The organism is Haemophilus haemolyticus, assembly GCF_001679045.1.
In the GTDB taxonomy this organism is placed as follows: domain Bacteria; phylum Pseudomonadota; class Gammaproteobacteria; order Enterobacterales; family Pasteurellaceae; genus Haemophilus; species Haemophilus haemolyticus.
Window position 1 is genome coordinate 120,939 of record NZ_LYCK01000013.1, and the last position, 23,521, is coordinate 144,459.

24 protein-coding genes and 1 pseudogene are annotated in these 23,521 nt (G+C 40.3%); 16 read left to right on the plus strand and 9 right to left on the minus strand.

The window, feature by feature from the left end; genetic code table 11:
- Positions 1 to 146 precede the first annotated feature (146 nt).
- The 5 genes from uspA to A8M50_RS06260 all read right to left on the minus strand — a co-directional run bounded on the left by uspA (position 147) and on the right by A8M50_RS06260 (position 4,590).
- Complete coding sequence (uspA, locus tag A8M50_RS06240; RefSeq protein WP_005629483.1) at positions 147 to 572, minus strand: universal stress protein UspA; 426 nt, start codon at positions 570 to 572, stop codon at positions 147 to 149.
- 102 nt (positions 573 to 674) lie between these two features.
- Positions 675 to 1,967: a Xaa-Pro aminopeptidase gene (pepP, locus tag A8M50_RS06245; RefSeq protein WP_005644561.1), complete on the minus strand. Its 1,293-nt coding sequence runs from the start codon at positions 1,965 to 1,967 to the stop codon at positions 675 to 677.
- 11 nt (positions 1,968 to 1,978) lie between these two features.
- Entirely contained in the window at positions 1,979 to 2,527 is a 549-nt protein-coding gene (locus A8M50_RS06250; RefSeq protein WP_005644599.1) for a YecA/YgfB family protein, read from the minus strand.
- 109 nt (positions 2,528 to 2,636) lie between these two features.
- On the minus strand, positions 2,637 to 4,280 hold the full coding sequence (gene groL / locus A8M50_RS06255) for a chaperonin GroEL (RefSeq protein WP_005644409.1): 1,644 nt from the start codon (positions 4,278 to 4,280) through the stop codon (positions 2,637 to 2,639).
- 19 nt (positions 4,281 to 4,299) lie between these two features.
- The gene (locus A8M50_RS06260; protein WP_005629492.1) at positions 4,300 to 4,590 is read right to left on the minus strand and encodes a co-chaperone GroES; all 291 of its coding nucleotides are present in this window, start codon (positions 4,588 to 4,590) and stop codon (positions 4,300 to 4,302) included.
- A gap of 167 nt (positions 4,591 to 4,757) precedes the next feature.
- On the opposite strand from A8M50_RS06260, the gene ureA reads away from it, so the two are divergent.
- From ureA to aspA, 9 genes are all read left to right on the plus strand, one after another.
- Positions 4,758 to 5,060, plus strand: a complete 303-nt coding sequence (ureA, locus tag A8M50_RS06265) for an urease subunit gamma (protein WP_005644400.1) — start codon at positions 4,758 to 4,760, stop codon at positions 5,058 to 5,060.
- 22 nt (positions 5,061 to 5,082) lie between these two features.
- On the plus strand, positions 5,083 to 5,388 hold the full coding sequence (ureB, locus tag A8M50_RS06270) for an urease subunit beta (protein WP_005644339.1): 306 nt from the start codon (positions 5,083 to 5,085) through the stop codon (positions 5,386 to 5,388).
- Between the two features lie 11 nt (positions 5,389 to 5,399).
- The gene (gene ureC, locus A8M50_RS06275; protein ID WP_005644404.1) at positions 5,400 to 7,118 is read left to right on the plus strand and encodes an urease subunit alpha; all 1,719 of its coding nucleotides are present in this window, start codon (positions 5,400 to 5,402) and stop codon (positions 7,116 to 7,118) included.
- Positions 7,119 to 7,155: 37 nt separating this feature from the next.
- A complete protein-coding gene (locus A8M50_RS06280; protein WP_005644610.1) occupies positions 7,156 to 7,776 on the plus strand; it encodes a glutathione S-transferase in 621 nt (206 codons plus the stop codon).
- 251 nt (positions 7,777 to 8,027) lie between these two features.
- A complete protein-coding gene (gene ureE, locus A8M50_RS06285) occupies positions 8,028 to 8,585 on the plus strand; it encodes an urease accessory protein UreE (RefSeq protein ID WP_032826473.1) in 558 nt (185 codons plus the stop codon).
- Positions 8,570 to 9,277 (plus strand): urease accessory protein UreF, encoded by a 708-nt coding sequence (locus A8M50_RS06290; RefSeq protein WP_005644621.1) that lies wholly within the window; start codon positions 8,570 to 8,572, stop codon positions 9,275 to 9,277. The genes ureE and A8M50_RS06290 overlap by 16 nt, the downstream gene beginning before the upstream one ends.
- A gap of 82 nt (positions 9,278 to 9,359) precedes the next feature.
- Positions 9,360 to 9,995: an urease accessory protein UreG gene (gene ureG / locus A8M50_RS06295; protein WP_005644394.1), complete on the plus strand. Its 636-nt coding sequence runs from the start codon at positions 9,360 to 9,362 to the stop codon at positions 9,993 to 9,995.
- Between the two features lie 53 nt (positions 9,996 to 10,048).
- Positions 10,049 to 10,861, plus strand: a complete 813-nt coding sequence (locus A8M50_RS06300; RefSeq protein ID WP_005644469.1) for an urease accessory protein UreD — start codon at positions 10,049 to 10,051, stop codon at positions 10,859 to 10,861.
- 160 nt (positions 10,862 to 11,021) lie between these two features.
- A complete protein-coding gene (gene aspA / locus A8M50_RS06305; protein ID WP_005644377.1) occupies positions 11,022 to 12,440 on the plus strand; it encodes an aspartate ammonia-lyase in 1,419 nt (472 codons plus the stop codon).
- 83 nt (positions 12,441 to 12,523) lie between these two features.
- On the opposite strand, the gene tal is transcribed toward aspA, so the two are convergent.
- Together tal and A8M50_RS06315 are read right to left on the minus strand one after the other, a co-directional pair.
- Positions 12,524 to 13,477 (minus strand): transaldolase, encoded by a 954-nt coding sequence (gene tal, locus A8M50_RS06310; protein ID WP_005626807.1) that lies wholly within the window; start codon positions 13,475 to 13,477, stop codon positions 12,524 to 12,526.
- Positions 13,478 to 13,600: 123 nt separating this feature from the next.
- Positions 13,601 to 14,459: pseudogene (locus A8M50_RS06315) on the minus strand (VirK/YbjX family protein).
- Positions 14,460 to 14,562: 103 nt separating this feature from the next.
- Between A8M50_RS06315 and yihA the strand changes: the two are divergent.
- The gene (gene yihA / locus A8M50_RS06320; protein ID WP_005644534.1) at positions 14,563 to 15,180 is read left to right on the plus strand and encodes a ribosome biogenesis GTP-binding protein YihA/YsxC; all 618 of its coding nucleotides are present in this window, start codon (positions 14,563 to 14,565) and stop codon (positions 15,178 to 15,180) included.
- A 114-nt stretch (positions 15,181 to 15,294) separates the two neighbouring features.
- The gene (locus A8M50_RS06325; RefSeq protein ID WP_005644313.1) at positions 15,295 to 16,824 is read left to right on the plus strand and encodes a YifB family Mg chelatase-like AAA ATPase; all 1,530 of its coding nucleotides are present in this window, start codon (positions 15,295 to 15,297) and stop codon (positions 16,822 to 16,824) included.
- Positions 16,825 to 16,857: 33 nt separating this feature from the next.
- On the opposite strand, the gene deoC is transcribed toward A8M50_RS06325, so the two are convergent.
- Complete coding sequence (deoC, locus tag A8M50_RS06330) at positions 16,858 to 17,529, minus strand: deoxyribose-phosphate aldolase (RefSeq protein WP_005644576.1); 672 nt, start codon at positions 17,527 to 17,529, stop codon at positions 16,858 to 16,860.
- A gap of 109 nt (positions 17,530 to 17,638) precedes the next feature.
- On the opposite strand from deoC, the gene A8M50_RS06335 reads away from it, so the two are divergent.
- The 5 genes from A8M50_RS06335 (at position 17,639) to rfaC (ending at position 22,115) form a co-directional block, all read left to right on the plus strand.
- A complete protein-coding gene (locus A8M50_RS06335; protein ID WP_005644364.1) occupies positions 17,639 to 18,142 on the plus strand; it encodes a protein disulfide oxidoreductase in 504 nt (167 codons plus the stop codon).
- A 52-nt stretch (positions 18,143 to 18,194) separates the two neighbouring features.
- On the plus strand, positions 18,195 to 19,118 hold the full coding sequence (gene rfaD / locus A8M50_RS06340; RefSeq protein ID WP_005644527.1) for an ADP-glyceromanno-heptose 6-epimerase: 924 nt from the start codon (positions 18,195 to 18,197) through the stop codon (positions 19,116 to 19,118).
- Positions 19,119 to 19,216: 98 nt separating this feature from the next.
- On the plus strand, positions 19,217 to 20,260 hold the full coding sequence (waaF, locus tag A8M50_RS06345) for a lipopolysaccharide heptosyltransferase II (RefSeq protein WP_005644357.1): 1,044 nt from the start codon (positions 19,217 to 19,219) through the stop codon (positions 20,258 to 20,260).
- On the plus strand, positions 20,257 to 21,162 hold the full coding sequence (locus A8M50_RS06350; protein ID WP_005644509.1) for a DMT family transporter: 906 nt from the start codon (positions 20,257 to 20,259) through the stop codon (positions 21,160 to 21,162). Before waaF ends, A8M50_RS06350 begins: the two co-directional genes overlap by 4 nt.
- Positions 21,159 to 22,115 carry a lipopolysaccharide heptosyltransferase RfaC gene (rfaC, locus tag A8M50_RS06355; protein ID WP_032826471.1) on the plus strand — a complete coding sequence of 319 codons (957 nt, stop codon included), beginning with the start codon at positions 21,159 to 21,161 and terminating at the stop codon, positions 22,113 to 22,115. Before A8M50_RS06350 ends, rfaC begins: the two co-directional genes overlap by 4 nt.
- A 43-nt stretch (positions 22,116 to 22,158) precedes the next feature.
- Here the strand turns inward: rfaC and A8M50_RS06360 are convergent, their stop codons facing one another.
- Positions 22,159 to 23,382, minus strand: coding sequence for an MFS transporter (locus A8M50_RS06360; protein ID WP_005644518.1), 1,224 nt, complete (start codon positions 23,380 to 23,382; stop codon positions 22,159 to 22,161).
- Between the last annotated feature and the right edge of the window lie 139 nt (positions 23,383 to 23,521).

A 23,521-nucleotide genomic window follows, 5' to 3' on the forward strand; every position in this document is an offset into this window, starting at 1 on the left:
ATCGCTCTATTTTTGCATATTTTTGAAATTTATAAAAAGGCTTTTTGCCAAAACCCCAAAATAAAACCGCACTCCACGACGCTATTTGAGAAGTGCGGTTAAAATTTAAGTTATTTCAGATTATTCAAAAAACAATTTCTTGTTAATTATTCATCTCTAAGCGGAACAACCAACATATCAATTTTAATCGTATTCATCACTTGACGTGTTGAAGACATTAACTTACTCCAAAAATCTTGGTGATGTCCCGTCACTAATAAATCTACATCATATTGTTCGATGGCATCACTTAGAACTTGTCCTAAATCACCACTGCCACTCAATTTTTCTGAAATTGGATAATCCGCACTTTCAGCTAAATCTAACAAGGCTTTTTGTGTTTCCGTGGAAATTCTGTCTTGCATCGAAGACATATTCACATCAATCAATCCAGTGTAAAGATCCGAGAAATTCACATCAACGTGGATAATAGAAAGTTTTGCTTCGTGGCGTTTTGCAACCCCAACCGCTTTTTTAAGTAAAACTGGACTCTCTTCGGAAAGATCTACTGCCACTAATACGTGTTTGTACATAATCGACTCCTTAACTGATTGGTTCGGCTTTTTAACTGGTTCTAATGCTAACATTTTGAGCAATAAAAAAATGTGTACTAGATCACAATTTAAACATTTTTATTAAAAATTCATTAAATTTTCAATGTCTGCAATTTCTTTAGGGGCCGCTGCGGTTAGGATTTTACTACCATATTCAGTCATGAGTAAATTATCCTCAATTCGCACGCCGATGCCTTTGTATTGCTCTGGCACATCTGCATCTTCCGAAATGTATATACCAGGCTCAACGGTAATCACCATACCGATTTCGAGTATCCGTTGTTTATCTTGGCCATAGCTACCTACATCATGCACATCTAACCCTAGCCAGTGCCCTAATCCATGCATATAAAATTGGCGATAAGCTTGTTGTTCAATGAGTGTATCGACATCACCTTTTAAGATGCCTAAATCCACTAATCCTTGGGTTTTAATACGAATGACTTCATCATTGGCTTGCTTAATGGAATTGCCTGGTACAAGCAACTCAATCGCACGTTTTTGTGCTTTTAAAACTAACTCGTAAATTTCACGTTGTGGCTGGCTAAATTTTCCATTTACAGGAAAAGTGCGGGTAATATCGCCTGCATACATAGCAAATTCACAGCCAGCGTCAATGAGTACTAAATCCCCATCATTTAATGGGCGATCATTTTCTGTATAGTGCAAAATACAGGCGTTACTTCCCCCTGCAACAATGGAATTGTAAGAAGGAAATCTTGCGCAATGGCGATTAAATTCATGCAAAATATCGCTTTCAATTTCATATTCAAAGCGATTTGGACGTGTCGTTTGCATCGCTTTAATATGCCCGAGTGCCGTAATTTGTCCCGCTTGTTGCATTAATCGGATTTCATTAGGCGATTTTATAAGGCGCATTTCGCTGAGCATTGGTCGCCAATCTAAAATCTCGCTAAAACTCACCGCACTTTCTGTCACTAATTTATCACCCCAAGTATGAATTTCTGGCACATGGTAAAGTGCGGTCAAATTTTTCAGTATTTTGGGCAGTACGGTAGCGAACTCTTCAATAGAATAGGCTTCATTTACATTAAGTTGTTGTGGTGCACGCTCAACACCTAATCGGCGACCATTCCACGTTTCAAGTAAGGGATCGCATGGACGAAGAAAAATAATGGCTTTTTCTGCTTGTTCTGTTTTTAGTAATAACAGTGCTGCATTCGGCTCATTAAAGCCCGTTAAATACCAAAAATAGCTATCTTGACGGAAAGGATAGGTACAATCATTATTACGGCGTTTTTCGATTTCAGAAAAAAGCAATAATGCTGAATTAGGTTGCATCTGAGTGAATACTCGTGTGCGACGTTCCTCAAATTCTTCTTTAGGCAATTCAGCCATATAAGCCAATTTCATTCAAGATCTCCTTAATGTAATACAGGTTTGCTTTCTATTTCTCCTTCGTTGAAATGAGAATAGAACAACATAGCAATGGTGCGAACATACTCAACGATTTCTTCTAGTGCTTCCGCAAGCTCTTCTTCGTTATCGTCTTCATCATAACCAAGTTGGCAAATATCTTGTAAATCATCTACGGCTTCACCAATTTCGCCTTTTTCTTTTGCTAATTCAGGTTGTGCTAAGCCAAGACCGAGTAAGAATTGGTTTGCCCAATCGGATAAGCTATCTGCTTGTGCAAAGACATTTTCATCTTCAGTTAAACCAAGTTCAAAGGTAAATCCTTCAACATCTGATAAGGTTTGACTAATTTGTTCATAAAGTTCTGTAACGGGTTGAATTAATGCTGTTGGGTAAGCGTAATTATCATTGCTGAATTGATATAAGAGCGGTAGCCAACTTTGATCTTTTAATCCACCACAAAGTAAACCGCTTAAAAAACCGTGTAGTTCTGTTGTATTAAAGCCGATTCTAGCAGATTTAAGTTGTTGGTTAAGGTCAGAATGAGAAATGAGCATAATAGATTTCCTGAGTAAATTTGAAATTAGTGTAAACCTTTGTAAATAAAAAAGCGATCGCTTTTCCTTGTGGAAAAACGACCGCACTTTTTATCTGATGATGAGCGAATTACATCATTCCGCCCATTCCACCCATACCGCCCATGCCTGCGCCTAGGTCAGCTTTTTCATCTTTTGGAAGCTCGGTTACCATACATTCAGTGGTAATCATTAAGCCTGCTACAGACGCTGCGAATTGTAACGCAGAACGAGTTACTTTAGTTGGATCTAAGATACCCATTTCGATCATATCGCCATATTGTTCTGTACCTGCGTTATAACCAAAGTTTCCTTCGCCATTTTTAACCGCACTTGCCACAACGGAAGCTTCTTCACCTGCGTTAGTGACGATTTGACGTAAAGGTGCTTCCATTGCACGTAATGCAAGTTTGATACCCACATTTTGTTCTTCGTTGTCACCTTTTAGGCTTGCTGCTACTTTCGCGGCTGCGCGAACTAATGCAACACCACCACCAGCAACGATACCTTCTTCAACCGCGGCACGAGTTGCATGTAATGCGTCATCTACACGATCTTTTTTCTCTTTCATTTCAACTTCAGTTGCTGCGCCTACTTTGATTACTGCCACGCCGCCTGCTAATTTAGCCACGCGTTCTTGAAATTTTTCTTTATCGTAGTCAGAAGTTGATTCTTCAATTTGTTGGCGAATTTGAGCTACACGACCTTTGATTTGAGATTCATCTCCGATACCATCAATAATGGTTGTGTTATCTTTATTGATAACAACACGTTTTGCTTGACCAAGATCTTCAAGTGTCGCTTTTTCAAGCTCCATACCGATTTCTTCAGAAATCACAGTACCCGCAGTTAAGATCGCAATATCTTGTAACATCGCTTTACGACGATCACCAAAACCAGGCGCTTTCACTGCTGCAACTTTCACGATACCGCGCATAGTGTTCACCACTAAGGTTGCAAGCGCTTCACCTTCCACATCTTCAGCGATGATTAATAACGGTTTACCTGCTTTCGCAACACCTTCTAACACTGGAAGTAATTCACGAATGTTAGAGATTTTTTTATCTACAAGAAGAAGATATGGATTATCTAATTCAACCGTTGCAGTTTCTGGTTTGTTGATGAAATATGGAGAAAGGTAACCACGATCGAATTGCATCCCTTCAACCACATCTAATTCATCTTCAAGACCAGTACCATCTTCAACAGTAATCACCCCTTCTTTGCCCACTTTTTCCATCGCTTGTGAGATTAATTGACCCACAATGCTGTCAGAGTTTGCAGAAATGGTACCTACTTGTTCAATTTCTTTTGCTGTTTCACAAGGTTTAGATAAATTTTTAAGTTCAGAAACAACCGCACTTACTGCTTTATCGATACCACGTTTTAAATCCATTGGGTTCATGCCTGCCGCGACTGCTTTCAAGCCTTCATTTACAATAGCTTGCGCAAGTACAGTTGCAGTGGTTGTGCCATCACCTGCCGCATCATTTGCTTTAGATGCCACTTCTTTCACCATTTGAGCACCCATGTTTTCGAATTTATCTTCTAATTCGATTTCACGAGCAACAGACACACCGTCTTTCGTGATAGTTGGTGCGCCAAATGATTTATCTAAAATTACATTGCGACCTTTCGGGCCAAGGGTTACTTTTACTGCATCGGCTAATACATTCACGCCTTTAAGCATTTTTACGCGTGCGTCATTACCAAATTTTACGTCTTTTGCTGCCATTTTCTTTTCCCTTATCTAATTATTCTACAATTGCTAAGATGTCATTTTCAGAAATGATTAATACTTCTTCACCATCGATTTTTTCGCTTTTCACGCCGTAACCGTCGTTGAAAATTACGGTATCGCCAACTTTCACATCTAAAGGTTGAACGGTACCATTTTCTAAAATACGACCTTTACCCACTGCTAATACTTTCGCACGGGTTGATTTGGTCGCTGCTGAACCAGTTAATACGATACCGCCAGCTGAACGGGTTTCGACTTCTTCACGTTTAATAATTACACGATCGTGTAAAGGACGAATATTCATGATTAATTTCCTTCTTAAGAATTTGTAAGTGCGCTTTTTATATAAGGAGGATTTTTTCGCTTTCAAGGGCTATGAATAAAAAATTCTGACAAAATGTTTTTCCTATTTGGATTTTTTACGTAAAATTCGCCGCTCTTTGTGCGATAAATAAATGAAGGAATGAAGATATGCACTTAACATCAAGAGAACAAGAGAAACTCATGCTCTTTTTGGCCGGTGAACTGGCATCAAAACGTAAAGCGAGAGGCGTTAAATTAAATTATCCAGAAACCATTGCTTATATTGCTAGCCATTTACAAGAGGCAGCAAGAGACGGAATGAGTGTGGCTGAAGTGATGCAATATGGCTCAACACTTTTAACCGTTGATGATGTCATGGAAGGTGTGGCAGAAATGGTTCATGAAGTTCAGATTGAAGCCACTTTCCCAGATGGTACAAAACTTGTTACCGTGCATAATCCGATTAGATAAAAAGTAGAAGGATTTAAATAAAATGATCCCAGGTGAATACCAATTAGCTGAAGGCGATATTATTGCCAATGTCGGCAGAAAAACCGTAAAAATCGAAGTAACCAATTCAGGCGACCGTCCAATTCAAGTTGGCTCTCACTACCATTTTTTTGAAACTAATAATTCCCTTAAATTTGACCGCACTTTGGCGCGAGGGATGCGTTTAAACGTGCCATCAGGCAATGCGGTGCGTTTTGAACCAGGTGAAGTGAAATCAGTGGAATTAGTTGCTTTTGGTGGTAACCAAATCATTTATGGTTTCCATAATCAAATTGATGGCAAATTATAAGGTAGGGCAAGATGGCATTAACAATTTCAAGAGCTCAATACGTAGCAACTTATGGTCCAACCGTTGGCGATAAAGTCCGTTTAGGCGATACCAATTTATGGGCAACCATTGAACAAGACTTATTAACCAAAGGTGATGAGTGTAAATTTGGTGGCGGTAAAAGTGTGCGTGATGGCATGGCACAAAGCGGCACTGCAACTCGCGACAATCCAAATGTATTGGATTTTGTGATTACCAACGTGATGATCATTGATGCCAAATTAGGCATTATCAAAGCAGATATTGGTATTCGCGATGGGCGTATTGTGGGTATCGGTCAGGCTGGTAACCCTGACACTATGGATAACGTCACGCCCAATATGATTATCGGTGCTAGCACAGAAGTGCATAATGGTGCACATTTAATTGCGACCGCTGGCGGTATTGATACCCACATTCACTTTATTTGTCCTCAACAGGCACAACATGCGATTGAAAGTGGCGTTACCACATTAATTGGTGGCGGAACAGGCCCTGCTGATGGTACACACGCAACCACTTGTACGCCCGGTGCGTGGTATATGGAACGTATGTTCCAAGCCGCTGAAGTTTTACCAGTCAACGTGGGCTTTTTCGGTAAAGGAAATTGTTCAACTTTAGATCCGCTACGTGAACAAATTGAAGCAGGCGCATTAGGTTTAAAAATCCACGAAGACTGGGGGGCAACGCCTGCAGTAATTGGTTCTGCATTAAAAGTGGCAGATGAAATGGATATTCAAGTAGCAATTCACACCGACACGCTAAATGAAAGTGGCTTCTTAGAAGATACCATGGAAGCGATTGATGGACGTGTGATTCACACCTTCCACACGGAAGGTGCTGGTGGCGGACATGCGCCAGATATCATTAAAGCAGCGATGTATCCAAACGTATTGCCCGCTTCAACTAACCCGACTCGTCCGTTTACAAAAAACACCATTGATGAACATTTGGATATGTTGATGGTTTGCCATCACTTAGATAAACGCGTACCGGAAGATGTAGCTTTTGCCGATAGCCGTATCCGTCCTGAAACTATTGCAGCAGAAGATATTTTGCACGATATGGGCGTCTTCTCCATTATGAGTTCAGACTCTCAAGCAATGGGACGTATTGGCGAAGTGGTAATTCGTACATGGCAAACCGCAGATAAAATGAAAATGCAACGTGGTGAGCTAGGTAATGAAGGAAACGATAACTTCCGCATTAAACGCTATATCGCGAAATACACCATCAACCCAGCGATTGCACACGGTATTGCAGATCATATTGGTTCATTAGAAGTGGGTAAAATTGCGGATATCGTGTTATGGAAACCGATGTTCTTTGGCGTAAAACCTGAAGTCGTAATTAAAAAAGGCTTTATTAGTTACGCGAAAATGGGCGACCCAAATGCCTCTATTCCAACACCGCAACCAGTGTTCTACCGTCCAATGTACGGTGCACAAGGCTTAGCAACCGCACAAACAGCAGTATTCTTTGTTTCACAAGCCGCTGAAAAAGCCGATATTCGTGCGAAATTCGGTTTACACAAAGAAACCATTGCCGTGAAAGGCTGCCGCAACGTAGGTAAAAAAGATCTCGTTCACAACAATGCAACACCTGAAATTACGGTGGATCCAGAGCGCTATGAAGTACGTGTAGATGGAGAACTCATTACCTGCGAACCCGTGGATACGGTGCCATTAGGACAACGGTATTTTATGTTCTAAGCAGAAAAGAGCGGTCAAATTTTAAGGAGAATTTACAATGAAACTTTGGTACTCCACTACCAGCCCGTATGCCCGTAAAGTGCTGGTAACGTTGACATATCAACAACTCTTAGACAAAACAGAACTGATTAAAATTGGTTCATCATTTGATGCAAGCTCTCCGCATAATCAAGCCAACCCATTGGGTCGTGTGCCAGCGTTAGAACGTAATTGTGGCAACTGGCTTTATGGCAGTTTGCTCATTTGCGAATATCTCGACCAAAAAGGCAAGGTTGAACCTAAACTTATTCCAGAAAGTGGCAAGCCACGTTGGGCAGCGTTAGCGTTGCATAATTTAGCCGATGGCATTATGGAAAACACCGTGCCGATGATGGCTGAAAAAATGCTTCGCCCTGAAAGTGAATGGTGGGCAGCTCGCCATCAACAACTAACCGAACGTAATCGTCAAAGTTTTGCAAGACTTGAGCAAGATTTAAAACCGTTTGGCACGGAATTAAACATTGGTACGTTAACAGCGGTTGCAGTCATTGATTGGTTCTTGTTTAGAGCAGAAAAAATTGGATTAGATCTTGCAAAAGAATTTCCAAATTTAACCGCTTGGGCAGCAGAGATGAATGAAAAATATGAGGTTTTAAGAGAAACAGAGCCAACTTTGTAACCATTTTGGGGCGTTACGAAATTGGTCTAAATAACCTAATTTCTCTGTTTTTTCTTCTGCCAAATCTCCCCTACCCCTCTTTGCTAAAGAGGGGGAAAACTAGCGAGATTTTATATCATTGTTCTACTTTGATATGGCAAATATAAATTAGTCAGATGACAGCAAATTTATAAGGAAAATCCCCTCTTTAGCAAAGAGGGGGAGGGGAGATTTGGCAGTCTTAATTAGTGAAGAAAATAAGTAATATAAAAATGAAAATCCTCAACCCCATTCTGCCTATTATGGATACCATTTTAGGCGACTTAACTAGCCTTCAAGCTGAAGGCAAAATTACACATCAAACTATTGAACGCGTGGCATTGCAGTGGTATGAAAGTGAGCGCAATATTTTACGCAAAACCACAAATACGGGGCGCGAAGTTGCCTTTCGTTTGCTAAAAGAAGGACAACGTTTAAAACACGATGATGTGGTGTTTATCAGCGATGAATTAGTGATTGCGATTGAAATTTTACCGAGTGAAGTAATTGTGCTTTCGCCGAAAACCTTGCCAGAAATGGCTCGCGCTTGTTATGAAATTGGCAATAAACATTCGCCACTCTTTTTAGATGGCGATGAAGTAACATTACCTTACGATAAGCCGATGTTCGAATGGTTACAAGCAGCGGGATTTCATCCGCAAAAAGCTGAACGACGTTTAAGCCAAGCGTTAAGAGCAAATTCCGCGCAGGGGCACGGGCATTCGCATAGTCATTCGCACGATCATCATGGCTATCACCACCATGGAGACGGCAATTGGCACCAACATTAAACCGAAGTCTGGCAGATTTAGGCGCATTGTTGCACTTGGTTGACCCGACTTTGCCAATCGGGGGGTTTAACCATTCAAACGGTTTAGAGACTTTTGTTCAACAAGGTGCTGTTTCAACGAAACCAAGCCTAGAAGAATATGTGCAAACCCAGCTTTTGCACAACTGGGTGTATAACGATGGCGCTTATCTTTCGCTTGCATTTGACTCCATAGCTGCCAATGATTTTGACCGTTTATGTGAATTAGACCATTCGCTATCTGCGACCAAAATTGCGCGAGAAAGTCGCGAAGGCAGTTTTAAACTCGGTGTGCGGTTATTAAAAATTTTTATCCGCTATGAACAACACCCAATGTTGAGCCAATTTCAGCAAGCGATTCAAAATAAAACCGTACAAGGCTATTTTCCGATTGTGTTTGCGATGGTGGCGCAAGCAATGGGGCTCAGCAAAGCGGATACCCTTTATGCGTTTTACTACAATGCGGCAGTTGGTACCATTACCAACGGCGTGAAACTCATTCCGCTTAGCCAAATGGATGGGCAAGATATTCTGTTTGATTTGCGTGGTGCGCTCTTGCAAGCTGTCGAATTAAGCCTTGAGCCCAATCTTGATTGGCTGGGGGCAGCAACTCTCGCAAATGACATCCGCTCCATGCAGCACGAAGTGCTTTATACTCGACTTTACATGTCGTAAGAGCGGTCATTTTTTATTAAATTTTTACATATCGCAGAGGTGATGAGAATGAGCCTCTACGGTAATCAACAAAAGGAACATTATGCGTAACTACATTAAAATTGGCGTGGCAGGCCCCGTTGGCGCGGGCAAAACGGCGTTAATTGAAAAACTGACTCGTGAAATAGCAAGCCGTTATAGCGTGGCGGTAATCACTAACGATATTTATACCCAAGAAGATGCGGAGTTTTTAACGAAGAATAGCCTACTTCCGCCTGAGCGAATTATGGGGGTTGAAACAGGCGGTTGCCCGCATACGGCAATTCGTGAAGATGCCTCAATGAATTTAGAAGCTGTCGATGAAATGGTAGCTCGCTTCCCCGATGTAGAAATCGTCTTTATTGAATCGGGCGGCGATAACCTTTCGGCAACTTTTAGCCCCGATTTAGCCGATGTGACTATTTTCGTGATTGACGTCGCACAAGGCGAAAAAATCCCGCGTAAAGGTGGGCCGGGTATCACTCGTTCAGATTTGCTAGTGATTAACAAAACAGACCTAGCACCATTTGTTGGCGCGGATTTGAGCATTATGGAACACGATGCGCGTCGTATGCGTAATGGTCAGCCCTTTGTTTTTACCAATTTAATGAAAAAAGAAAATCTCGATGGCGTGATTGGTTGGATTGAAAAATATGCGTTATTGAAGAACGTAGAAGAACCTAAGGCATTAGTGAGATAAAGAATCCTCCCCTCTCCTTTAAAGAGGGGAGTTTTTTACAAATTGAAAAGATTATGAATAGTACCCTCAAACTTTCCACCAAACTTTCCTCAAACGGCAAAACTCAACTTGATGAATACTTTGTGACGCCACCTTTTAAAGTAATGACGTTATCTGCTTATGCCGATTCTTGGGAAAATGGACTTAGCGCAATGCAAATGTCTTCTTCACCAGGGTTATTAGCGGGGGATCGTGTTGATATTCAAATAATGCTCGAAAAATCTACCGCACTTTCTTTAAATACGCAGGCATTTACTCGAGTTCAGGCAATGAATGAGGGAGATTTTGCCGAGCAAAATACATTGATTCAACTTGCTGAGAAAAGTCGTTTATTTTACTTACCTCATCCGTTGGTTTTGCATAAGAATTCTGCTCTTAAGCAAAACACGTTAATCAGCATGCAACCTGAGAGTACGCTAATTTATGGTGAAATTGTGGCTATTGGCCGCGTAGCAAATAATGAACGTTTTGAATTTCGTCAATTTTCTTCTCACCTGAAAGTTCAGCTTTTACAAAATAATGGGCAAAATAAACCGCTTGTTTTGGATTGTATTCGATGGCAACCAGCACAAATGAAATTGACCGCATTAAGCCAAATGGAAGGGTTCTCACATCAAGGATCGTTGGTTTATCTCAATTTGCAGAAAACACCAACTGAAGTTAAACAAATCGTCCAAACACTTCAACAACAGGAAAGTGAAAAATCTCTACTTATTGGCGTTTCCCAATTAAATGAAGGTGGACTTATTGTACGAGTGCTTGGTCATCGTGCCGAACTCATTCAGAAACTGTTTGAGAAAATAGGTGAACAGCTAAAATCAGCATAAAATTAATATAGCAGAATTAATTTCCCCTAAAAAAACTTATGCGAGAAATGAAAATATCTCTTATACGTCTTATTTGAAATGTGATCCATGTCAAATTTATTTTCTATGTAAATTCCTATAATTACCTCAAATTAATTAACAACCAAAAAAGGTGATTAAAATGACTCAATACAGAAAAGAAGTGGATTTATTAGGTGAACGTGATGTGCCAGCAGATGCATACTGGGGTATCCATACCTTAAGAGCGGTAGAAAATTTCAATATTTCTAACGTAACCATTTCTGACGTACCAGAGTTTGTACGTGGCATGGTAATGGTGAAAAAAGCAACGGCTTTAGCCAATGGTGAATTAGGTGCAATTCCAAGTGATATTGCAAAAGCGATTGTGGCTGCTTGTGATGAAATCCTTACTACTGGAAAATGCTTAGATCAATTCCCATCAGACGTATATCAAGGTGGCGCAGGTACGTCTGTCAATATGAATACCAATGAAGTAGTTGCTAACCTTGCCCTTGAAAAAATTGGCCATAAAAAAGGCGAATATAACGTGATTAACCCAATGGATCACGTTAACGCAAGCCAATCAACCAACGATGCGTATCCTACCGGTTTCCGTATTGCAGTGTATAACAGCATCTTAAAATTAATCGATAAAATTCAATATTTACACGACGGTTTTGATAATAAAGCAAAAGAGTTTGCGAACATCTTAAAAATGGGTCGAACCCAATTACAAGATGCGGTGCCAATGACTGTTGGTCAAGAATTCAAAGCTTTCGCGGTATTGCTTGAAGAAGAAGTACGTAACTTAAAACGTACAGCAGATTTACTCCTTGAAGTAAACCTTGGTGCAACAGCTATCGGTACAGGTTTAAATACCCCGCAAGGCTATACTAAATTAGTTGTAAAACACCTTGCAGAAGTAACTGGATTAGCTTGCGTACCAGCAGAAAACTTAATTGAAGCAACATCTGACTGTGGCGCTTATGTCATGGTTCATGGTGCATTAAAACGTACTGCAGTAAAACTTTCTAAAGTATGTAATGACTTACGTTTACTTTCTTCTGGTCCACGTGCTGGTATTAAAGAAATTAACTTACCTGAATTACAAGCGGGCTCTTCTATCATGCCTGCAAAAGTAAACCCAGTTGTTCCTGAAGTGGTGAACCAAGTATGCTTTAAAGTAATTGGTAACGATACCACTGTGACTTTTGCATCTGAAGCAGGTCAATTACAATTAAACGTAATGGAACCCGTGATTGGTCAAGCAATGTTCGAATCTATTGATATCTTAACGAACGCTTGTGTGAACTTACGCGATAAATGTGTGGATGGCATCACTGTAAACAAAGAAATTTGTGAAAACTACGTGTTTAATTCAATCGGTATTGTGACTTACTTAAATCCATTTATTGGCCATCACAACGGCGACTTAGTGGGTAAAATCTGTGCTCAAACCGGTAAAGGTGTACGTGAAGTTGTGTTAGAAAAAGGTTTATTAACAGAAGAACAATTAGATGACATTCTTTCTGTAGAAAACTTAATGAACCCAACTTACAAAGCGAAATTAAACAAATAGGTCTGAATTATTCAGTCCTTGAATAGAAATAACCGCACTTTGATTACTCAAAAGTGCGGTTATTTTTTATATTGAATTATGGATTAAAGTTTTGCTGAAAGCATGGTTTCCAATTTTTCTTGGTCAACAGCAAACTTACGAATACCATCTGCTAATTTTTCAACAGCCATAGCATCGCTGTTATGTTGCCAGTAGAACTCAGCTTCTGTTAATGGTTGTGGTTTTGCTTTTACTTCGCCTTTGTATTCTAGTTTGCGTACAAGTGCGGTTGAATTTTCTTGCAATTCTTTCAGTAATGCCGGTGCAATGGTTAAACGATCGCAACCTGCAAGTTCAGTAATTTCACCTACATTACGGAAGCTCGCGCCCATCACAACGGTGTTGTAGCCATATTCTTTGTAGTAATTATAGATTTTGGTAACAGAAATAACGCCTGGGTCTTCTGCTGGCGCATATTCTTTTTTGTCGGAGTTTGCTTTGTACCAGTCTAAAATACGACCTACAAATGGCGAAATTAAGTAAACGCCTGCTTCTGCACAAGCACGAGCTTGCGCTTCAGAGAATAATAAGGTTAAGTTACAGTTAATGCCTTCTTTTTCAAGGATTTCTGCAGCTCGGATACCTTGCCATGTTGAAGCAATTTTAATCAAAATACGGTCGTTTGAAATGCCTGCTGCATTATAAAGTGCGATTAATTTACGCGCTTTTTCAACCGTTGCTTGTGTGTTGTAAGAAAGACGAGCATCCACTTCAGTAGAAATACGTCCCGGAACGATTTTTAAAATTTCTAAACCAATGTTTACCGCTAATTTATCTTCTGCATCAATAAGTTGTTGTGCTTTATCATTGCTTTGAGCTTTTGCATAAGCTACCGCTTCATCAATTAATGGCGCATATTGTGGAAGTGCAGATGCGCTTAGAATTAATGATGGGTTAGTAGTCGCATCTTGTGGTTGATATTTTTTAATCGCGTCGATATCGCCGGTGTCTGCGACCACAACGGTCATTTGACGAAGTGAATCTAATTGAGTTGTCATTTGTATCTCCTATTCGAGTGAAATGGAATGAATAATGTCGGCTACGATAGCATAAATTTAATCTTAAAAGGAAAAATTTTTCGATAGAAAAAATAGGCGCAGGCGTTGAACTGCGCCATTGTTTTAAAGATTGAGAGCGTCTTTTATAGCGAGGGTTATTTCATCTAACATGGCATAGCGTTTACGATACATGGAACGTTTTTTACTTGGAATATCATCCAAATTTTTATCCATTTCTAAAGGCAATTCCCAGTAATCTTTTAATTCTCCACCCGATTCGCCAAAAATTGCATCATAGTCCACCGTATATTGTTTGCTTTGGATGAAGCGAGATTTATTTTGGTATTTTTGCGGAATGCCAAGCAATTTATCGTAGCCTAGAATTTTTGTGAGCGATTTCATGGTTTCAACCATTAAATAGGCGGGGCGCAAGCCGTGGCATGATTTGGTTAGTTGTTTCACCATTTCCTTTGAGCCTTCAAAATTTGGCCCTTGTACAACAGCAATGAGTAGAGCATCGCCTAATTTGGCAAAAGTAAGTAAATAGACTAATTCATTTCTTGGTTTATGCCATAGCTCCAATACCCAATATCCCTCCATTGGTTGATGGGTTGTCATGCTTAATGTCATTTTAAAATCAGGAATGACCTCGCCAAAACTTAATGGTTTTTCCCATAACGGCGTAGAAAGTGCGGTAAGTTTTTTGGGTAAAAATAAAAGGTTATCACAAACAGCATCAAAACGTTGTGAAGCGTTTATCCAGAAAACGACAAGCAACGGGATAACTATAATCCAAGTGCGTATTAAAAATATCGACGAGAAAAGGATGTTGATTGATAAATTTCTCAAAGCGACGAATTGAACCACGATTTAAAAAGCTACGTAAGTTATAACGCCAATGTTTTGGTGCATCAAAACGCCCTGGTCGATATGGATAAATATCCTTAGATTGAGGCCATTGGTAAGTTGTTTTTGTTGTCATCTGAATTGCCATGAATTGGTTATAATTTTGGCGCAAATTTTGACATAATTTCAGGAAATTTTCCATTTATGCTATTCTAAGCGCAATTTTAAAAGGAATCCTTATGTCTGAAATTAAACTTAATTACCATAAAACTCACTTTTTAACGAGTGCGCCGAATATTCGTTCCATTCCTGAAGATACCGGCATTGAAATTGCATTTGCGGGGCGTTCAAATGCAGGAAAATCAACCGCACTTAATGCATTAACTAATCAAAAAAGCTTAGCTCGCACCTCAAAAACGCCGGGTCGCACACAATTAATCAACTTATTTGAAGTGGAACCAAATTGTAAATTGGTAGATTTACCGGGCTATGGTTATGCTGCCGTGCCAGAGCAAATGAAAATCCAATGGCAAAAATCCTTAGGTGAATATTTGCAGAAACGCGAATGTTTGGCGGGATTGGTTGTATTGATGGATATTCGCCATCCACTTAAAGATCTTGACCAACAAATGATTGAATGGGCGGTTTCTGCAGATTTACCAGTACTTTTGTTGCTTACTAAAGCCGATAAATTGAGTCAAAGCGCACGTAGTAAACAAGTAAAAATGGTGCGCGAAGCGATTCTTCCATTCCAAGGCGATATTCAAGTAGAAGCCTTTTCTGCACAAAATAAAATTGGTATTGATAAACTTGCAGCGAAATTAGATTTTTGGTTTTCGCCACTTTTTTCGGAATAAAATGTAAATTTTGCGATCTAGATCGCAAGAAAAGCACATGATGAATGATTTCATTATGTGCTTTTTTTATAGTGCAAAAACTGTCTTCATTTTTACCGCACTTTAAGGATTATCATGTCCCTTGCTATTGTTTACAGCCGTGCTTCTATGGGTGTGCAAGCACCGCTTGTCACTATTGAGGTTCATTTAAGCAACGGAAAACCAGGATTTACACTTGTTGGTTTGCCCGAAAAAACAGTGAAAGAGGCGCAAGATCGGGTGCGTAGTGCATTGATGAATGCACAATTTAAATACCCAGCCAAGCGTATCACAGTGAATCTCGCACCTGCAGATTTACCGAAAGAAGGCGGAAGATTTGATTTGCCTATTGCCATCGGAATTTTAGCCGCATCGGAGCAGCTTGATGCGAGCCGTTTAAAGCAATTTGAATTTGTGGCTGAGCTTGCGCTTACAGGCCAATTGCGTGGCGTACATGGTGTAATCCCCGCTATTCTTGCAGCGCAAAAGTCAAAGCGAGAGTTAATTATCGCGAAGCAAAATGCGAATGAAGCTTCTCTCGTTTCTGATCAAAATACTTATTTTGCGCAAACGCTTTTAGATGTGGTGCAATTTCTCAATGGTCAGGAAAAATTACCCCTTGCCACTGAAATTGTGAAAGAAAGTGCGGTAAATTTTTCGGGTAAAAATACATTAGATTTAACGGATATTATCGGACAACAACACGCCAAACGAGCATTGACCATTGCCGCAGCTGGGCAGCATAATTTGCTCTTTCTTGGTCCACCGGGTACCGGGAAAACCATGTTAGCTAGCCGATTGACAGGACTTTTACCTGAAATGACCGATCTAGAAGCGATTGAAACTGCATCTGTAACGAGTTTAGTTCAAAACGAGTTAAATTTTCATAATTGGAAACAACGTCCTTTTCGCGCACCACATCATAGTGCATCAATGCCGGCTTTAGTGGGAGGCGGAACGATCCCTAAACCTGGTGAAATATCCTTAGCAACAAATGGCGTACTTTTTCTTGATGAACTTCCAGAGTTTGAACGAAAAGTATTGGATGCGCTACGTCAGCCTCTGGAAAGTGGTGAGATTATTATTTCTCGTGCCAATGCCAAAATCCAATTTCCAGCTCGTTTTCAATTAGTGGCAGCGATGAATCCAAGCCCGACAGGCCATTATACTGGAACACATAACCGTACTTCGCCACAGCAAATTATGCGTTATTTGAATCGACTTTCAGGGCCATTTTTAGATCGTTTTGACTTGTCTATTGAAGTGCCTTTATTGCCACAAGGTAGCTTGCAAAATACGGGCGATCGTGGCGAAACCAGCGCGCAAGTTCGTGAAAAAGTGTTAAAAGTGCGTGAGATTCAAATGGAAAGAGCGGGAAAAATTAACGCTTATTTGAATAGTAAAGAGATTGAGCGTGATTGCAAGTTAAGTGATAAAGATGCCTTTTTCCTTGAAAATGCGCTGAATAAACTGGGGCTTTCTGTACGGGCTTACCATCGTATTTTGAAAGTTTCTCGAACCATTGCCGATCTACAAGGAGAACAACAAATTTCTCAACCGCACTTAGCGGAAGCTTTGGGTTATCGAGCAATGGATCGTTTGTTGCAGAAATTGTCGAATATGTAAAAACGCGTGGTGAGAATACCACGCATGAAAGGATTAGTAAGTGCTTTGGGTATCTTGCGTACCGCTAATAATTGCAATGCCAGCGCTTGCACCAATGCGAGTCGCACCCGCCTTAATCATCGCAAGTGCGGTTTCAGTATCGCGTACACCGCCTGATGCTTTAACACCAATATTGCCGACCGTTTGTTTCATCAATGCAACATCTTCTACAGTTGCGCCGCCTTTATTGAAGCCTGATGATGTTTTAACAAAAGCCACACCGATTTCTTTACAAATTTCACAGGCTTTCACTATTTCATCTTTAGTGAGTAAACAAGTTTCTAAAATCACTTTTAATGGTGTGCCATTACAAGCATTAAACACCGCTTGAATATCTTGTTTTACTGTATCCCATTTTTGCGATTTTATCCAACCTACATTAATCACCATATCAATCTCATTTGCCCCCGCTTTAATAGATTCTTGTGTTTCAAATGCTTTGGCTGAGGTTAAATTGGCACCCAAAGGGAAGCCAACTACGGTACAAATTTTTACATTTGAGCCAGCAAGTTTTTCTTTAGCAAGTGGAATATAACCAGAATTGATACATACAGAATAAAATCCGTGTTCAATCGCTTCATTACAGAGTGTCAAAATATCTTGTTCATTTTTTTCTGCGGTAAGTGTGGTGTGATCGATATATTGAGCAAGTTGATTCGGTGTCATTATTTTCCTCCTTTATTTATGTTTTACCTATTGTAGCAAAAATCCCTTGTTTTTGACTGTGCTTTTATGCTTGATTACAATCATCTCAATGAGATAAGGAATAAAGAAAATGAAGATTAAAAAACTACTTAAGAATGGATTATCCCTCTTTTTAACTTTTATTGTGATGAGTAGCATACTGGATTTTGTTCGTCGTCCTGTGGTACCAGAGGAAATAAATAAAATCACGTTACAAGATCTTCAAGGGAATACGTTCTCTCTTGAAAGTCTTGACCAAAATAAAGCGACGCTGCTTTATTTTTGGGGAACTTGGTGTGGTTATTGTCGCTATACTTCTCCAGCAATTAATTCTTTAGCGAAAGAAGGCTATCAAGTTGTATCGGTGGCATTACGTTCAGGCAATGAGGCGGACGTAAATGATTATTTAAGTAAGCATGACTACCACTTCACTACGGTTAATGATCCTAAAGGAGAATTTGCAGAACGGTGGAAAATTAATGTGACGCCCACAATTGTGCTATTGAGTAAAGGCAAAATGGATCTTGTTACGACAGGCCTCACGAGTTATTGGGGATTAAAAGTGCGGTTGTTTTTCGCAGAGTTTTTTGGCTAAGCGATAGAAAATCTATTACAATACGCAGACTTATTTTAAAGAGGACAGAATTATGATTATCGTAACAGGTGGTGCAGGTTTTATTGGCAGCAATATTGTCAAAGCGTTAAATGATTTAGGGCGCAAAGATATTTTAGTGGTAGATAACTTAAAAGATGGCACAAAATTCGCAAATTTAGTTGATTTAGACATTGCAGATTATTGCGATAAAGAAGATTTCATTGCTTCTATTATCGCGGGCGACGAATTTGGTGATATTGATGCGGTATTCCACGAGGGGGCATGTTCTGCGACTACGGAATGGGATGGCAAATACATTATGCACAACAACTACGAATATTCTAAAGAGTTGTTACATTATTGCCTTGACCGCGAAATTCCTTTTTTCTATGCCTCAAGCGCAGCAACTTATGGTGATACCAAAGTATTCCGTGAAGAACGTGAATTTGAAGGCCCGTTAAATGTTTATGGCTATTCTAAATTTTTGTTCGACCAATATGTGCGCAACATTTTGCCTGAAGCAAAATCGCCAGTATGTGGTTTCCGTTATTTCAATGTTTACGGGCCGCGTGAAAATCATAAAGGTTCTATGGCGAGTGTAGCATTCCACTTGAATAACCAAATCTTAAAAGGCGAAAATCCAAAATTATTTGCAGGCAGCGAACACTTCCGCCGTGATTTCGTTTATGTGGGTGATGTGGCACAAGTGAACATTTGGTGCTGGCAAAATGGCATTTCAGGTATCTTCAACTGTGGTACTGGTAATGCTGAATCTTTCGCTGAAGTGGCGAAAGCGGTGATTAAATTCCACGGTAAAGGCGCAGTGGAAACCATTCCATTCCCAGAGCATTTGAAATCTCGCTATCAAGAATATACGCAAGCAGATTTAACGAAACTTCGCGCAACTGGCTACGACAAACCATTTAAAACTGTCTCGGAAGGTGTGGCTGAATACATGGCGTGGTTAAATAAATAAAAATATTGAACAAATAATGTCGTTCAATACTAGAAAATGAATAAAGTGCGGTTAAAATTAGTCTTATTTTTAGCCGCACTTTTGTTATAAGGTCAAGCATGAATATTTTAATTATCGGCCCATCTTGGGTCGGCGATATGATGATGTCGCACAGTTTGTATCAACAACTCAAACAGCAATATCCAAATTGCCAAATTGATGTGATGGCACCCAATTGGTGCAAACCGCTTTTAGCCCGTATGCCAGAAGTGCGTCATGCTATTGAAATGCCGCTTGGACACGGCAAGTTTGCCTTGTGTGAACGTTATCGTTTAGGTAAGGCATTGCGCAATCAATATGATATGGCGATTGTGTTACCAAACTCCTTGAAGTCTGCGTTCATTCCCGCTTTTGCAAAAATTGCTGTGCGTCGTGGCTGGAAAGGGGAGAGCCGTTATTTCTTGCTTAACGATTTACGCAATAACAAACGTGATTATCCTATGATGGTGCAACGTTATGTCGCGTTAGCTTTTGAGCAAAATGCGGTACCGAAAGCGGCTGATATTCCTGTTCTAAAACCTTATTTAACCGTTGCTCCCACTCAGCAAGCGGAAACCTTAAAAAACTTTGAAAAACAAACCGCACTTTTAGGCGAGCGTCCAATTATTGGTTTTTGTCCTGGAGCTGAATTTGGTCCGGCTAAACGTTGGCCGCATTATCATTATGCTAAGTTAGCAGAAATGCTGATTGAAAAAGGCTACGCAGTAGAATTATTTGGTTCACCAAAAGATGTGGAAGCAGGAGAGCAAATCCGCAATGTATTACCAGCCGAGCTACAATCATTTTGTTTAAATTTAGCGGGGCAAACTAACCTGAATCAAGCTGTGGATTTAATTGCTAACTGCACAGGAGTGGTGAGTAATGACAGCGGCTTAATGCATATTGCCGCTGCGACAGACCGTCCATTGGTTGCACTTTATGGCCCAACTAGCCCAACTTATACGCCACCATTATCAGATAACGCCGTGATTATTCGCTTAATTGAAGGCGATTTAATTAAGGTGCGTAAAAGTACAGATAGCTCGGAAGGGTATCATCAAAGTTTGATTGATATTACGCCGGAAATGGCATTAGAAAAATTAGAGGCATTATTAGCAAAATGAACCCTCTACGCATACATTTACAATTAATTGGAATGGTGATTTTATGGGGAGCCTCTTGGCCTTGGGGACGAGTGGTTGCCCAAGCTATGCCGACATTTATTGCTTCAAGCGTGCGCTTTTTTTTCGCCATTATTCCACTCATTATTTGGCTATATGCGGCGAATCGTTTCAAATATGCTAAACAACTGCGACCTAATCAATGGGTGGGGTTGTTGTTAACGGCTTTGCTTGGGATCTTTGGTTATTCGACTTTCTTTATTTGGGGTTTGAAATATGTTCCAGCAGGGCAAGGAACGATGGTCGTTGCCTCTAATCCTGTCTTTACGATGTTTTTTGCTATTTTATTATTTAAAGAAAAATGGAATCGCTGGGTTGTATTAGGGATGATTATTGCCATTAGCGGTTCTTTGTTAGCCATGACAAAAGGGAATCCAACTAATCTCTTACAAAATTTTGGATTCGGTCAAATGTTATTGCTTTGTGCTTTAGTTTGCTGGGTTGCTTATACTTTATTGGCTCGTAAAGTATTAATCGGAATTGATTCTCTCACCGCTACCACGATTTCTTCTACTTTTGGTTTTTTCATGCTGACGTTGGCAGCATTATGGACGGAAAGTGCGGAAGATTGGGCAACCGTATTTCAATTAAATGGATCGCAATGGTTTAGTTTACTTGGTCTTGCATTTGGTGCAACGGTATTGGCTTATGCATGGTATTTTGATGGTGTGAAACACTTAGGGGCAGGCAATGCCTCGGGTTACATTATTCTTGTGCCAATTTTAGGCATTTTATTTTCAGCCGTTTGGTTGAATGAACAGGTGGATTCCTCCTTAATTATTGGGGGCATTTTAGCCGTATCTGGGCTTGGGATTATGCACTGGGGAAGAAGTTTAATTAAATGAAAGTATGCGTGATTAAGACTTCCTCTATGGGGGATGTTATCCACACTTTGCCCGCCTTGACTGATGCACAAAAGGCGATCCCTAGTTTAAGCATTGATTGGGTGGTGGAAGAAAACTTTGCAGAAATTCCACGTTGGCACTCCGCCGTAAATCGCGTGATTCCTATTGCTTTGCGCCGTTGGCGTAAATCGCCTTTTTCCATTCAAACAAGAAATGAGTGGAAAAATTACCGCACTTTGTTGCAGGCCGAAAACTATGATGCGGTAATTGATGCACAAGGGCTCATTAAAAGTGCTTTATTTGCAACTCATTTCGCTCAAGGTATGAAACATGGCTATGATCGTCAAAGTATTCGAGAGCCGTTAGCGTCTTTTTTCTACGATAAAAAATATGCCATTTCTTATCAACAGCATGCGGTGGAACGAATTCGTCAGCTTTTTGCCCAGAGTTTAGGTTATGAATTACCTCAGGTTCAGGGCGATTATGGTATTGCTCGCCATTTTCTTCATCAAACTTCAGAACAAAACTATGTGGTATTCATTCATTCTACAACTCGGGCAGATAAGCATTGGGAAGAATTAGAGTGGCAAAAATTGATTGAAAAAATTACCGCACTTTCTGATTACGAAATTCGCTTACCTTGGGGAAATGAACAAGAAAAAGCGCGAGCAGAGCGTTTGGCCCAAGCTCATTCTAATGTACTCGTGTTGCCGAAGTTAACTTTAACGGAACTTGCAAAACAGCTTGCGAATGCAAAAGCTGTCGTATCAGTGGATACAGGTTTGGCGCATTTAACTGCCGCTTTGGATAAGCCCAATATTACGCTTTATGGCGCAACGGATCCTAAATTGATTGGCTGTTATGGTAAAAATCAGCATTATTTATCGGCAAGTTCAATGAAAGAGATTTCAGCTGAACAAGTATCCTCAAAATTACTTCCTTTTATTTCATAAAAAATGCTCGCACTTGGCGAGCATTTTTATCTTTTATATTTTCTTAGTCTAAGGCTTTACCTTTTAATTCAGGGATTAAGAAAATTGTCGCTAACATATCAATTACGTAGATAATCGCAAGTAGGGCGATGGCCGTTTGGAAAGAGTAGGCGAGTACGACGGCTCCCACAACTACAGGTCCAAATCCCCCTACGGCACGACCAATATTGAAAAGTACGTTTTGTGCTGTTGCTCGAGCTTCTGTTGGGTAGGCTTCCGCCATCAATGCACCGTAACCGCCCATCATTCCGTTCACAAACATACCTAAAAATGCCCCAGCAAGAAGCATGATGTCAGGATCGGTAAGTTGTGAGTAAACCACGATACTTATCACTGCGCCTAATTGGAAAAGTAAGAAACTTGGTTTGCGTCCGATGCGGTCAGCGAGTTGTCCGAAAATCCAAATGCCAGCCATCATGCCGCAGACGGTAACGGCTGTCCAAAGCCCAGATTTAGTTAAACTGAATCCAAGTTGTTTTGATAAGAAATTAGGTAACCAAATCATAATGCCGTAATAACCGAAGTTTTGTACAGAGGTGAGTACGACGATACCAAGGCTAATTTTGCTCGTGGCTTTATCTTTAATAAGAAGCTGGAATGAACGTAATTTATCAGTAAAACTGGATTGCGTTGAAAGTGCGGTTTGTTTTTGAGTGAAAATTTCGGGTTCGTGCAGATGAGAACGTAAGAACCAAGCGACAAATGCAGGGAAGATGCCTACCAAGAACATTCCTCGCCAGCCAATATGCGGGAGCAATAATGGTGTAAGTAATGCGGCACCTAATACACCAGCTTGCCAACCTAATGCAACATAAGACGCTGCTTTAGCTCGGTGACGTGCGGGCCATGCTTCTGCTGCAAGAGCCATTCCAATTCCAAATTCACCACCTAAGCCAATGCCAGCAATTGTGCGATAAATCAGTAAGTCCCAATAACCTTGTGCAATCGCACATAAACCAGTAAACACCGCAAAGAGAAGAATGGTCCAAGTCAGTACGCGTACACGACCGTATTTATCGCTTAATGCACCAAATAAAATGCCGCCAAATACGGCACCAATCAGAGTCCAAGTTACGAGAGATCCACCTTGTGCGGGTGTTAGATTTAAGTCAGAAGAAATTGCACTAAGCATGAAACCTAAAATGAGAAGATCGAAACCGTCCATTGCATAGCCGACGGCAGAGCCAATTAAGGCTTTCCAGCCATAACTGTTTACTTTGTTTGTCATGATGTGTCCTTTTGTTACTCGCGGGTAACATTTAAAGTGAAAAGAAAGGTGATTAAAAATCGGTGGCTAGTTTACTGCATTGATGAAAAAATTCAATGAGCGTAATAACAAAAATAATTAGAATAAAAAACTGAATTTG

Excerpts from the sequence above, each read along its gene's own strand:
- A8M50_RS06335 (WP_005644364.1), top strand. The coding sequence starts at position 17,639 with ATGAAGATTAAAAAACTACTTAAGAATGGATTATCCCTCTTTTTAACT.
- yihA (WP_005644534.1), top strand. The coding sequence starts at position 14,563 with ATGTCTGAAATTAAACTTAATTACCATAAAACTCACTTTTTAACGAGT.
- waaF (WP_005644357.1), top strand. The coding sequence starts at position 19,217 with ATGAATATTTTAATTATCGGCCCATCTTGGGTCGGCGATATGATGATG.
- groL (WP_005644409.1), bottom strand. The coding sequence starts at position 4,280 with ATGGCAGCAAAAGACGTAAAATTTGGTAATGACGCACGCGTAAAAATG.
- ureE (WP_032826473.1), top strand. The coding sequence starts at position 8,028 with ATGAAAATCCTCAACCCCATTCTGCCTATTATGGATACCATTTTAGGC.
- ureB (WP_005644339.1), top strand. The coding sequence starts at position 5,083 with ATGATCCCAGGTGAATACCAATTAGCTGAAGGCGATATTATTGCCAAT.
- A8M50_RS06280 (WP_005644610.1), top strand. The coding sequence starts at position 7,156 with ATGAAACTTTGGTACTCCACTACCAGCCCGTATGCCCGTAAAGTGCTG.
- A8M50_RS06360 (WP_005644518.1), bottom strand. The coding sequence starts at position 23,382 with ATGACAAACAAAGTAAACAGTTATGGCTGGAAAGCCTTAATTGGCTCT.
- tal (WP_005626807.1), bottom strand. The coding sequence starts at position 13,477 with ATGACAACTCAATTAGATTCACTTCGTCAAATGACCGTTGTGGTCGCA.
- A8M50_RS06325 (WP_005644313.1), top strand. The coding sequence starts at position 15,295 with ATGTCCCTTGCTATTGTTTACAGCCGTGCTTCTATGGGTGTGCAAGCA.
- A8M50_RS06250 (WP_005644599.1), bottom strand. The coding sequence starts at position 2,527 with ATGCTCATTTCTCATTCTGACCTTAACCAACAACTTAAATCTGCTAGA.
- A8M50_RS06350 (WP_005644509.1), top strand. The coding sequence starts at position 20,257 with ATGAACCCTCTACGCATACATTTACAATTAATTGGAATGGTGATTTTA.
- ureC (WP_005644404.1), top strand. The coding sequence starts at position 5,400 with ATGGCATTAACAATTTCAAGAGCTCAATACGTAGCAACTTATGGTCCA.
- A8M50_RS06260 (WP_005629492.1), bottom strand. The coding sequence starts at position 4,590 with ATGAATATTCGTCCTTTACACGATCGTGTAATTATTAAACGTGAAGAA.
- ureA (WP_005644400.1), top strand. The coding sequence starts at position 4,758 with ATGCACTTAACATCAAGAGAACAAGAGAAACTCATGCTCTTTTTGGCC.
- rfaD (WP_005644527.1), top strand. The coding sequence starts at position 18,195 with ATGATTATCGTAACAGGTGGTGCAGGTTTTATTGGCAGCAATATTGTC.
- uspA (WP_005629483.1), bottom strand. The coding sequence starts at position 572 with ATGTACAAACACGTATTAGTGGCAGTAGATCTTTCCGAAGAGAGTCCA.
- ureG (WP_005644394.1), top strand. The coding sequence starts at position 9,360 with ATGCGTAACTACATTAAAATTGGCGTGGCAGGCCCCGTTGGCGCGGGC.
- rfaC (WP_032826471.1), top strand. The coding sequence starts at position 21,159 with ATGAAAGTATGCGTGATTAAGACTTCCTCTATGGGGGATGTTATCCAC.
- A8M50_RS06300 (WP_005644469.1), top strand. The coding sequence starts at position 10,049 with ATGAATAGTACCCTCAAACTTTCCACCAAACTTTCCTCAAACGGCAAA.
- deoC (WP_005644576.1), bottom strand. The coding sequence starts at position 17,529 with ATGACACCGAATCAACTTGCTCAATATATCGATCACACCACACTTACC.
- pepP (WP_005644561.1), bottom strand. The coding sequence starts at position 1,967 with ATGAAATTGGCTTATATGGCTGAATTGCCTAAAGAAGAATTTGAGGAA.
- aspA (WP_005644377.1), top strand. The coding sequence starts at position 11,022 with ATGACTCAATACAGAAAAGAAGTGGATTTATTAGGTGAACGTGATGTG.